The sequence below is a fragment of the Scytonema sp. PCC 10023 genome, assembly GCF_963920835.1.
GTDB lineage: Bacteria > Cyanobacteriota > Cyanobacteriia > Cyanobacteriales > Nostocaceae > Kalymmatonema.
The window spans coordinates 202,070-213,511 of record NZ_CAWUDP010000002.1 but is presented as its reverse complement, the minus strand read 5'-3'; the positions used below and the strand labels follow the sequence as shown (position 1 = coordinate 213,511).

7 protein-coding genes are annotated in these 11,442 nt (G+C 45.2%); 5 read left to right on the top strand and 2 right to left on the bottom strand.

Features of this window, described 5'->3' with window-relative positions; genetic code table 11:
* Positions 1–38 precede the first annotated feature (38 nt).
* Positions 39–3,419 (bottom strand): PAS domain S-box protein, encoded by a 3,381-nt coding sequence (locus ACM0OZ_RS02315; RefSeq protein WP_414581217.1) that lies wholly within the window; start codon positions 3,417–3,419, stop codon positions 39–41.
* A gap of 301 nt (positions 3,420–3,720) precedes the next feature.
* Here ACM0OZ_RS02315 and ACM0OZ_RS02310 point away from each other — a divergent pair, with 301 nt between their 5' ends.
* On the top strand, positions 3,721–5,415 hold the full coding sequence (locus ACM0OZ_RS02310) for an ABC-F family ATP-binding cassette domain-containing protein (protein ID WP_414581216.1): 1,695 nt from the start codon (positions 3,721–3,723) through the stop codon (positions 5,413–5,415).
* A 62-nt stretch (positions 5,416–5,477) separates the two neighbouring features.
* On the opposite strand, the gene ACM0OZ_RS02305 is transcribed toward ACM0OZ_RS02310, so the two are convergent.
* Positions 5,478–5,660 (bottom strand): hypothetical protein, encoded by a 183-nt coding sequence (locus ACM0OZ_RS02305; protein ID WP_414581215.1) that lies wholly within the window; start codon positions 5,658–5,660, stop codon positions 5,478–5,480.
* A gap of 228 nt (positions 5,661–5,888) precedes the next feature.
* On the opposite strand from ACM0OZ_RS02305, the gene gpmI reads away from it, so the two are divergent.
* The 4 genes from gpmI to ACM0OZ_RS02285 all read left to right on the top strand — a co-directional run bounded on the left by gpmI (position 5,889) and on the right by ACM0OZ_RS02285 (position 11,381).
* Positions 5,889–7,487, top strand: coding sequence for a 2,3-bisphosphoglycerate-independent phosphoglycerate mutase (gpmI, locus tag ACM0OZ_RS02300; protein WP_414581214.1), 1,599 nt, complete (start codon positions 5,889–5,891; stop codon positions 7,485–7,487).
* A 136-nt stretch (positions 7,488–7,623) separates the two neighbouring features.
* Positions 7,624–7,857: a preprotein translocase subunit SecG gene (gene secG, locus ACM0OZ_RS02295; protein WP_414581213.1), complete on the top strand. Its 234-nt coding sequence runs from the start codon at positions 7,624–7,626 to the stop codon at positions 7,855–7,857.
* A 515-nt stretch (positions 7,858–8,372) separates the two neighbouring features.
* Positions 8,373–9,161 (top strand): peptidase, encoded by a 789-nt coding sequence (locus ACM0OZ_RS02290; protein WP_414581212.1) that lies wholly within the window; start codon positions 8,373–8,375, stop codon positions 9,159–9,161.
* 561 nt (positions 9,162–9,722) lie between these two features.
* On the top strand, positions 9,723–11,381 hold the full coding sequence (locus tag ACM0OZ_RS02285; protein WP_414581211.1) for a fasciclin domain-containing protein: 1,659 nt from the start codon (positions 9,723–9,725) through the stop codon (positions 11,379–11,381).
* Positions 11,382–11,442: the final 61 nt, after the last annotated feature.

Here is an 11,442-nt window from a genome sequence, read left to right as displayed (position 1 = left end):
GCGCCTAACACATCCTACGTTTAATTATGTCCGCTTACTTACCTTTGAGGAAATCGAACTTTAAACCATGTTACCTCACCCCGCTCTAGCTCAAGAGAGCCTGTGAGTTGTTCAACAAACATTATGACTAGCCTCAGCCCCATTGAGGCGTTTTGCTCAAGGTCAAAATCGGGAGGGAGGCGATCGCCATCATTGCCCAGTTTTAGCTCAATCCAGCCATCAGCTAGACAGGTCAACAGGATGTAGATATGCCCGGAACTACCTTCTGGAAAGCCATGTTTCAGAGCGTTGCTCATTAACTCATTGAGCAGCAATCCGCAGGGAATAGCCTGATCAAGACTGAGGAAGACCGGATCGCCTCCAAAATTGAGCATCACATTGCTGGCAAGAGATTCGTAGTTTGCCAACAAATCACCTGCTAGTTGTTGAACGTACTCGGCAAAATCGACTCCGGAAAAGTCGTTAGCCCGGTAGAGGTTTTCGTGTACCAGCGCCATTGAATTAACTCGATTGCAGCTATCCTCTAAAGCGGTTTTGGCTTGTGGATCGCTCAGGCGATCCATTTGAAGCTCAAGCAAACTGCAAATGACATACAGGTTGTTTTTGACTCGGTGGTGAATTTCTGCTAACAAAACTTCTTTTTCTTGCAGTGAGGCTCGCAGTCGGTCTTCGGCAAGTTTGCGATCATTAATAATAATGTCTACTCCATCCACTATAAAATCCCCGTTTTCACTCCAGAAAAATCGGGCGTTGTCTTGAATCCAGGTCACCTTGCATTCGGGTGAAACCAGGCGGAACTCGACGAGATACTCCGGTTCACCAGTTTGTTTGGCAACTTCGATTGCGGCTGAAAACTTATCGCGGTCGTCTGGGTGAATCATTGTCCATACCCCTTCTGGATGATTCATCATCTCATCGGGGTCGATTCCCATGAGTGTTCGATAGCCAGGGCTGAGGTAGGGAATGGAGAACCTGCCATCTGCATGGTAGATGTTGCGATAGACTCCCCCTGGAATATTGGCAATGATGTTTGCCAAACGTTCCTGGCTCTCGCGCAGGGCAATTTCTGCTCGTTTGCGTTCTGTGATGTCTTCGGCAAACCCCAGCAAAAACTGTGGATTTCCTTGCTCGTCGTAAATACCGACTTTTTTGGCGCGGACAATCTTTGTTTCCCCCTGCTTTGTGCAAATCATCCCTTCAAGGATTTCCACCGCCTCAGAGGTGGCTAACACTTCCTGGTCTTTAGCAGTGCAAAAATCTGCATGCTGTGTTGTGAATACCTCATAGGCAGTCTTACCTAAAACATCCTCTGCTGTATACCCCATCAACTCAGTACACGCGGGGTTCCAAAGCACAAACCGGAGATTGCTGACTTCTTTAGTGAAGACAGCAACGGGCAAATGATCTAAAACCGATTGCAGGAAATTACGAGTCTCCACGAGTTGCATTTCTGCCTGTTTGCGTTCCGTGATGTCAGTAACTAGACCGTAGAATCCCTTAACTTGAGATTGAGCATCAAAATTTGGGACAAGGGTCCCAGAAATGTAGCGTTTGCTACCTAGTCGATAGGGCATTTGAGATTCATAGTATACCGTCTCCCCAGCAAGCACCCGTTCGATATGTTTCTCAATAGCACTATAGGCAGCTTCACCAACAAACTCCCTTGCGGTTCTACCGTAGATTTCGTCTCGGTTGCAGCCAAACCACGCCTCATACGTTTTGTTAACAAACCGATAGCGTTGCTCTCGATCAACGTAGGAAATGCACACTGGTAGAGAATCGGTGATGAGGCGCAACTGTTCCTCACTTTGGCGCAGCGCTATCTCTGCTTGTTTGCGTTGAGTGATATCCACATAAACAGATGCAACCCCGTAACTCTCCAAGGGAATTGGGGCTGATGTCAGGCAGATCCAAGCAATTTCACCATTGGGCTTAAACACGCCCATTTCCACATCTCGAACAACCCGCTGCTCGGTTAGCGCTATCACACCGGCATATTCAGAACTGGGCTTCGGGCTACCGTCCGGGCGGATAACCTGCCACTCAGGACTGTCATACCGCCGCCGACAATGTTCAGCAGCAGAAATGCCAAAAATTTCCTCAGAAGCTGGGTTGACTTCAATTACCTTGCCTTCGGGGTCGGTAATAGCAATGCCGATAGGTAGGATATCAAACAGGGTTTTGTACTTCTGCTGGCTGGTGCGTAACTCATGTTGTAGGCGTTGGTGATCGCGTAGCATGGCTTGGTGATCACATAGCATGGCTTGGTAATTACGTAGCATGGCTTGGTAATCGCGTAGCGCGGCTTGGCGATCGCGTAGTGCGGCTTGGCGATCGCGTATCGCGGCTTCGCGTTTAGAAGTTTCCCTGGTCAACTCAGTAGTTCGTTCCGTCACCCGTTGCTCAAGTTCTTCACTCAAAGCGCGATACTTTGCTTGACTCTGGCGCAATTCCTGCTCAATTTGCTTGAGCCGTGTAATATCTGTTGCCGTACCAAGTATCTGCCGGGAAGAGCCATCGGCATTTCTAGTCAACACCACTTCTCGGCTGTAGAGCCAGATCCACTCTCCATTCGCATGACGCATTCGATACTCAATTTCTATAACTTCCCCATCTCTGACTGTGGCATATTGCTTCAAACTCTCAGCCACTTTCATCCAATCGTCAGGATGGATCAGGATTTGCAGCACTCCTGTTCCCATTGCCTGAACGGTTTCGGCAGACAAACCCAATACTTCCATCAACTGCCGATTTGCATAGACATTCCGTTGTTCACATAGGTCGTAGACATACAATATTGCTGGCATCGACTGAGCAATCTGCTCAATAAATCGCTGCTTCTGTTGCAGTTCCGCTTCTATCTGATTGCGTTCGGCTTCAATGCGCTTGCGTTCAGTGATGTCTCGTAAAATCGACAAGTGACGATGTGGCACAAAGTTTGCTACCGCTGTGTTTTCCGTTTCCCGTACCGTGCCATCTGGACGTAGGACACGAGATTCGCCCCTAACCCTTCCCTGTTCCAGAAACTGTTGCCACCCTTGAGAAAAATCAACACCAGGTTCTAGAAAGTCACCAACGCTTTTGGTCAAAATCTCTTCTCTGGACAACCCCAGCAGTTCACAAGCGGCGAGATTGACATCTACATAAGAGCCTGCATCATCAGCAATCAGCATAGCATCCAAAGCTTCATTAAATAACGCCTGTAGTTCGTATTCGCCAGTCGAAAATCTTTCTTCGGAGGGTTCTTGTGTGGTATAATCCCGTATCAATATTTCCAAGCTGGTTTGCAAGGCGGCAAAAGTTTGGGAAATTTGCTCAGATTGCATTTGGGTTTTGGGCAGCTCGCTGATTTGCTGCTGTAGCGTGTTGAGGCGATCGCGAAACGACTCTATGAACTGAGCCAATTGCCTAACACTCATTCGATCATCCCCGCTAGTATCAGTTTTCTGTTGCTTTCGAGTTTCTTGTTGAATTTAGTGCCACAAGGAGAAACTCTAGACAGCATAGAACAATTTTAATTTGTGTAAGTTTTCGCTTGAGAAGTTGAGTAACTGACTCAGGTTTGACAAAATCACGCTTGTTCGTGATCTTGCCTTACCTGCAAAACTTTCTGTCTCCAAGCAGTTTACACCCAAGAAATTTTAGTTAAATTTTGTTAAGATTGGACTCGATACAAGCACTTCTGCCATCTCTATTCATTGCCTACTTTGGAGACACCCCATGCTGCGACTTGAACACATCAGTAAAATCTACCCCACAGGCGAAGTCCTCAAGGATATCAACTGGGAAGTCAAAGCTTCTGATCGCATTGGTTTAGTTGGTGTCAATGGTGCCGGAAAATCAACCCAACTCAAAATTATCACAGGGGAAGTTGAACCAACCTCTGGGGAAATTATTCGTCCTGCCAGCTTACATATAGCTTACCTGAATCAAGAATTTGAAGTAGACCCGACTCACACTGTTAAAGAAGAATTGTGGACAGTTTTTAAAGAAGCCAACTCTGTGCAGCAGTCTTTGGCGCAGGTGCAGCGAGACATGGAAAGCGCCTCTCCAGAGGAACTGGAAAAACTCATTAATAAGTTGGATCGCCTCTACAGACAGTTTGAAGCTTTGGATGGCTATGTGTTGGATACACGGATTGGGAAAATTTTACCAGAAATGGGGTTTGGGCTAGAAGATGGCGATCGCCTTGTCAGTGCTTTTAGTGGCGGTTGGCAAATGCGAATGGGTTTAGCGAAAATTTTGTTGCAAGAACCTGATTTATTGCTGTTAGACGAGCCAACGAACCATTTAGACTTAGAAACGATTGAGTGGTTGGAAAATTACCTCAAAGGCTTGAATACCCCTATGGTCATAGTTTCCCATGACCGCGAGTTTCTTGACCGCCTCTGCACCCAAATTGTGGAAACCGAACGCGGCGTTTCCACCACTTATCTTGGTAATTACTCGGCATATTTGCAACAAAAAGCTGAAAACCAAACAGCACAATTTGCCGCGTACGAACGCCAGCAAAAAGAACTAGACAAACAACAAGCATTTGTTGATAGGTTCCGCGCCAGTGCAACGCGCAGCACTCAGGCAAAAAGCCGGGAAAAACAACTGGAAAAAATCGAGCGCATCGAAGCACCCACGTCTGGAGTAAGAACCCTGCAATTCCGTTTTCCGCCTTCACCCCGTAGCGGACGCGAGGTTGTACAAATCAAAGATTTAACTCATGTATATGATGATAAAATCTTGTTTTTGGGTGCTAATCTTTTGATTGAGAGGGGCGATCGCATTGCTTTTATCGCTCCCAATGGTGCCGGCAAATCCACTTTGCTACGCCTGATTATGGGTATTGAGCAACCCACAGAAGGTAATGTAAAATTGGGTGAACACGGCGTGTTACCTGGATATTTTGAGCAAAACCAAGCAGAAGCTTTAGATTTGAAAAAAACTGTCATGGAAACTATCCATGACGAAGTTCCCGATTGGAAAAATGAAGAAGTGCGCACACTTTTGGGAAGATTTTTATTTAGTGGCGATACTGTATTGAAACCAGTTGCGGCATTAAGTGGGGGTGAAAAAGCACGTCTTGCCTTAGCAAAAATGCTTTTGCAGCCAGCAAATTTGTTAATCCTGGATGAGCCTACAAACCACTTAGATATTCCAGCAAAAGAAATGTTAGAAGAAGCCATTCAAAACTATGATGGCACGGTACTTGTTGTTTCCCATGACCGTTATTTTATCTCCAAGGTAGCAAACAAAATCGTGGAAATCCGCGAAGGAGATTTTCGTGTCTATCTAGGAGATTACCACTATTACTTGCAGAAAATAGAAGAGGAAAAAGAACAGGCAAAATTAGCGGCAATTGCTGCGGAAAAAGCGGCAAAGAAAGCAGCCAAAGCAGCTAAAGCCGGTACAAAAAAGAAATGATAGGCATTTAAGTAGGTCGGTACAAATAAAGTTAACGAGTTTCGGCAGTCCTTAGTCATTAGTCATTGGGAGGCAGTGCGGTGGTGAGCCAGTCCGGTGCGGGGGTTCCCCCCGTTGAGGAACTGGCGAAAGGGTTCCCCGGCATAAAGGAGCCAGCCGCGTGGGCGGCTCTGCCGACTTGAGCGGACTGGCGTCACCTGCCGTTCATTAGTAAGGGTTTTAGAGGCTTTTACATTTCTTAACATAGTTCGGTTTATTTCTACCTATCTACTTAGTAGCGAGTTGTTATCTGAGAACTCACAAGCAGCAATTCAGTACCACCACAACGAGTTTCCAAAGATAACGAAAATTTAAGAAATGTTTAAAAAGTCGCCAATCTGCAAAAAAAATGGGTAGTAGGCAGAAATTCACTTGCGGCTGTAATTAGCAATGGTATCATTCGGGTATTACAAAAAGTAAAGGGCAGTTTTACTATGACCAAAGCACCTGTTGCTCCCGTGGTGCTAGTCATTTTAGACGGATGGGGCTACTGCGAGGAAACTCATGGAAACGCTATTGCCGTTGCTAAAACTCCGGTGATGGATAGCTTGTGGGCGGCTTATCCCCACACCCTCATCCGAACATCAGGGAAAGCGGTGGGCTTACCAGAGGGTCAAATGGGCAACTCGGAAGTTGGTCATTTGAACATAGGCGCTGGTAGAGTTGTGCCCCAAGAATTGGTACGCATCTCGGATGCGGTAGAAGACGGTTCCATTCTCAAAAACCCAGCACTTGTCAAAATCTGCCAGGAAGTGTGTAGTCGAAATGGCAAGTTGCATCTGGTGGGGCTGACTTCTGAGGGTGGGGTGCATTCGCACATTAGTCATCTATTCGGACTACTTGACTTAGCAAAGATTCAGGGAATATCACAAGTTTGCATACACGCGATCACCGATGGGCGTGACACCACCCCAACTGAAGGTGTGAAAGCTTTGGGTCTTCTTCAAGACTACATCGAGCGTGTAGGAGTTGGGCGCATAGTTACCATCAGCGGTCGCTACTACGCTATGGATCGCGATCGCCGTTGGGATCGGGTCAAACGCGCCTACGACGTGATGACTATTGATGGACCATCAGATGGTCGCAAGGCTGTGGAAGTTCTACAAGCATCGTATGCACAAGGGGTAACGGACGAATTCGTTGTCCCAGTCAGAATTGCACCCGGAGCTGTAGAACCAGGGGATGGCGTGATATTTTATAACTTCCGCCCAGATCGCGCCAGACAACTTACCCAAGCTTTCGTCAATCCAGAATTTAACGGTTTTGAAAGACAGCAAGTCAAGCCGCTGTCTTTTGTCACGTTTACACAGTACGAGCCAGACTTACCAGTTGGGGTTGCTTTTGAGCCTCAAAATTTGAGTAATATTCTTGGGGAAGTGATTTCTGGGCATGGTTTGAAGCAGTTTCGCACTTCAGAAACAGAAAAATATGCTCACGTCACCTACTTCTTCAATGGCGGTCTGGAAGAACCCTTTGAAGGAGAAGACCGGGAACTGGTAAACTCTCCGATGGTGGCGACTTATGATAGCGCTCCAGCGATGTCAGCTCAAGCCGTGACAAACGTGGCGATCGCGGCTATTGAAAAGCGCATCTACTCGTTAGTTGTGATCAACTATGCCAACCCAGACATGGTCGGACACACGGGTAACATCGAAGCAACGGTGACAGCACTTGAGACTGTTGACAAGTGTTTGGGGAACTTACTAGCCAGCATCAGTAAAGTTGGGGGTACAGCAATTATTACTGCTGACCATGGCAACGCCGAGCATATGCTAGATAGTGACGGGAATCCCTGGACAGCGCACACAACCAACCCAGTCCCCCTCATTTTAGTGGAAGGAGAAAAAGCGAAAATCCCAGGACACGGTACAGATGTCGCCTTGCGCAGCGATGGCAACCTAGCCGACATTGCACCCACGATTCTGGATATTTTACAACTACCTCAGCCATCGGAAATGACAGGGCGATCGCTGCTGCAAAACGCTGAGTATGAAGTGCAACTCTCTCGCACTCCTGTAAAACTAGGGCTGTAAAAGAGTTAAGAATGATGAATTATGAAACAGACGGAACACAACTCATAATTCATCATTCATGATTTATAATTTAATTTATAATTTATAATTTATAGTTCTTATTTCTTGAAATTTTTCATCTATTACATTAGCTACCATGACCATTAATAACGTCCTAGAAGCGATTTGGGCATTTTCCGCTGTAGGTTTGATTGTCTTAGTTTTGCTACACAGTCCAAAAGGCGACGGCATAGGAGCCATTGGCGGACAGGCTCAGTTGTTTAGCAGCACCAAGAGTGCAGAAAACACATTAAACCGAGTCACTTGGGCGCTCACAGTCATTTTTCTCGGTTTAACCGTAGTTTTGAGTGCTGGTTGGCTCCCTAAATGAGATGGGGAGACGGGGAGATGAAGAGCTAAATTAAATAGCTAAAAACATTATTAAACTTACTTATATCTCTTCAATATGAGTAAGTTTTTTTGACTTTGTGTTGTAAAATTAATTTCATGCCGAAAACCAAGGCTTAAAAAAATGGTTTGTAAACCATAGTCGCGGTCATTACTAGCAAGCCTGTAAAAAGGTCAAAGGTCAAGTCCACGATTTGTTAAATTTGCTGAAAATAGCGGTTTAAAGTGGCTAAAAGCTTCAAAGCTCATAAACTTTTGATAAATAGGATGGGCTACATCCTTTCTTTACGCCCGTGGACAAGAAGGAGCCGACTCCCTTGAATGAAGCGGGAAGCAGACCCTCTAAAGAAAACTTTAGTTGAATGATAAACTTTAAACAAGTTTAGTCATGTTCTGTGTAGCAGATGGGCAGATAAAATAACCAACAACTCTACATCTAGCACCCGTCATTGGATTTTTCCGGTGATCATCACAAAAACTGTATTTTGGCAGCGCTTAATGACCTCTTTAGCATTAGCTATTGGTACAGCGCTGCTTATTATTTTGACAAACCTCCCATCAAGCGCCATTTTTGTTACCTCTTCCTCATCTTCCTCATCTCCCTCATCTTCCTCATCTTCCTCATCTCCCTCATCTCCCCCTACTCCCTCATCTCCCCTCAAACCCCATCCTCTACCACCAACATTGGCACAATGGGAAGATAGCACCAACAGTGGTGACTACTTTTCTCAAGTCAACCCAATCCAAGTCGGTTATTTAGTTTGGTCGCAGTTTCCCGTTCGGGTTTACGTAGAACCACCGAAAGTAGTGAACGCTAAGCAGGCAGAAGAATGGGTAAATAGCGTTTTACAAGCTGTACAGGAGTGGAATGTTTACTTACCTTTGGTGGTAGTTAAACAGCCAGAAGATGCAGATATTACTATTATGCGGAAAGCTCCACCACTGCAAACTTCTCCTAATAGTAAAATTCCTCGTGCGCGTTCTGCTCAAACGACTTACGAGTTCTACGTCAGCAAAAATAATCTTTTATCCCACCGCTTCACAATTCTGCTGAGTCCCAGCCAAACAGGTCAATATCTTTTAGCAGCGACGCGCCATGAATTTGGTCATGCGCTAGGAATTTGGGGACATAGTCCGCAACCAAGTGACGCCTTATACTTCTCCCAGGTTCGCAACCCGCCGCCAATTTCTCCTAGAGATGTGAATACCCTCAAGCGGGTTTATGAACAGTCAACGAGTTTGGGATGGTCTGTGCAGGAAAAATCCGTCTCAATACCTTTGAAATAGCTGATAGAAGCATTTGAGTTTCAATCAAAAATTGTTGTGAAACTAAGTTACAGCGGTTTTCATATGAATAGACCACAAATCGTAGGGTGGGCATTGCTCAGAAAAGCTTATGTGTTTGAGATAGTAGTGAGCAATGCCCACCTTACAGAAAAACGCTGTAAAGCCAGGATTTACGATTGTTCTCTGCTGAAAGTAATACAAAAGTCATTATTTTATTTAGTGACAACTAAACTAAATCCTTGCCTGAGATAGATGTTGAGTCTCTTCTTAAAGAGCTATATCAAGCTATATAAATACTTCATTGGTTGCAGTAATTGTCTTTTTCTAAAATGAAAAGTTTATTACTGTATTGTTTTCTACGTTTTTAGCTAATTGATACCTAGGTGTATCAAAACATTTTGAATTTTCCATGAGTTGTTCTTTCTATTGAGGTCTAAGTTGCAACGATCGCTTGTTCTGTCGTTGATTCAAGTGGAATCGATCAACTGAGTCTCATGACTTCTCAGGATTTTTCGGTAGGCGAGATGGGTGTCATCTTTTATGTGAGGAGTGAAAAAACTTATGTATAGCTTAAGGCGTTTGTCAACAGTAAGCACCGCATTGATAGCGCTAGGAATAATAACTGCTACAGTTAGTCCCACATTCATTTCTGCTCAAACTATAGCTCAAGAAACCGCTCCAACGACAACTCCAACGACAACTCCAACGACAACTCCAGCAACTAACTTTCCTGATGTTGCAGCGGATTACTGGGCACAACCATTTATTCAAGCCCTAGCCGCAAGAAACGTAATTACTGGCTTTCCTGATGGCACTTATAGACCGGATCAACCCGTGACTCGTGCTGAATTTGCAGCAATGATTCAAAAAGCTTTCAACCAAAACCGAGTTCGGCAGTTAAGTCCTGGTGGATTTAAGGATGTTCCTTCTGGCTTTTGGGCAGCTTCTGCAATTCAGACAGCTTATGAGACTGGATTTCTGTCAGGCTATCCAGAGAATTTGTTTCTGCCAAATCAGCAAATTCCCAAGGTGCAGGCGATCGTTGCTTTAACAAGTGGTCTTGGTTTGACTGCTAGCGGTGATGCAACAAATATTCTTAGTACCTACTATACAGATGCCAATGCTATTCCAAGCTACGCCCTAAATAATGTAGCAACTGCAACACAAGCTAATCTTGTGGTTAACTATCCAGATGTAAGGACGCTCAATCCCCTTACGCCTCTAACTCGTGCAGAAGCAGCAGCACATTTATATCAAGCTTTAGTCAGACAGGGACAGTTACAACCTATTCCTAAGAATATCGCAGCGGCTAGTTATGTTGTAGGTGGAACCACTAGTGCCACTCAAACCAACCAAGACATTGTATCCCTTGCTGCCTCTAGTAATTCCTTTACAATTCTAACTTCTTTACTAAAGACAGCAGGTTTAGCAGATATTCTACAACAACCAGGTCCGTATACTGTTTTCGCTCCGACTGATGAGGCATTTGCTGCTTTGCCGCAAGAAACTCTACAGCGGTTACAGCAGCCAGAAAACAGAGAAACACTGATTAAAATTTTGAGATACCATGTGGTGCCTGGTGGTATCACTGCTAATGAACTTACGACTGGCAATCTAAAAACTGCTGAGGGCTTACCCTTAAACGTTAACGTCAATGCTGGTAGTAATCAAATTGCAGTGAACAACGCGAGTGTGATTCAGCCAAACATCCAAGCAAGCAATGGTGTTATTCATGCGATTAATCAAGTCCTTATACCGTCTGATGTGAGTCTCAATCAGCAGCCGCAGAATGGTGGAGACGGCATTACACCAGGTAGAGCCACTCGTGGTGTCTCCAGCTATATTGGGGTTGGTGGCAATATTGGGTTAGGCGGTGATTCAGCGCTTAGTGAAGGAAATTTTGCAGTTTTCAGTAAAATTGGGCTGACACGAAACTTCTCGGTGCGACCTTCAGCAGTAATTGGGGATGATCCCATTGTTCTAGTTCCCATTACCTTCGACCTTTCCCTACGAGGAACAGGACAAGGGTTTAACATAGCCCCTTACATAGGTGCTGGTGTAGCTATTGAAACTAGCGATGATGCTGATGTTGCTTTCCTTCTCTCTGGTGGTGTAGATGTGCCTTTGGGTAATAGATTTACATTAACAGGTTCTGTAAATGCAGCTTTCCTAGATGAGACTGATGTAGGGCTGATGCTAGGAATTGGTTTCAATTTCTAACCAAGTAGACATTCCTGTTATTGTTACAGATGTCTGTGGTGCAGGGATGAGAGTGCAGTTG

Bases quoted from the DNA above. Each gene is read 5' to 3' on its own strand.
- ACM0OZ_RS02315 (WP_414581217.1), bottom strand. From the start codon at position 3,419: ATGAGTGTTAGGCAATTGGCTCAGTTCATAGAGTCGTTTCGCGATCGC.
- ACM0OZ_RS02310 (WP_414581216.1), top strand. From the start codon at position 3,721: ATGCTGCGACTTGAACACATCAGTAAAATCTACCCCACAGGCGAAGTC.
- ACM0OZ_RS02305 (WP_414581215.1), bottom strand. From the start codon at position 5,660: ATGTTAAGAAATGTAAAAGCCTCTAAAACCCTTACTAATGAACGGCAG.
- gpmI (WP_414581214.1), top strand. From the start codon at position 5,889: ATGACCAAAGCACCTGTTGCTCCCGTGGTGCTAGTCATTTTAGACGGA.
- secG (WP_414581213.1), top strand. From the start codon at position 7,624: ATGACCATTAATAACGTCCTAGAAGCGATTTGGGCATTTTCCGCTGTA.
- ACM0OZ_RS02290 (WP_414581212.1), top strand. From the start codon at position 8,373: ATGACCTCTTTAGCATTAGCTATTGGTACAGCGCTGCTTATTATTTTG.
- ACM0OZ_RS02285 (WP_414581211.1), top strand. From the start codon at position 9,723: ATGTATAGCTTAAGGCGTTTGTCAACAGTAAGCACCGCATTGATAGCG.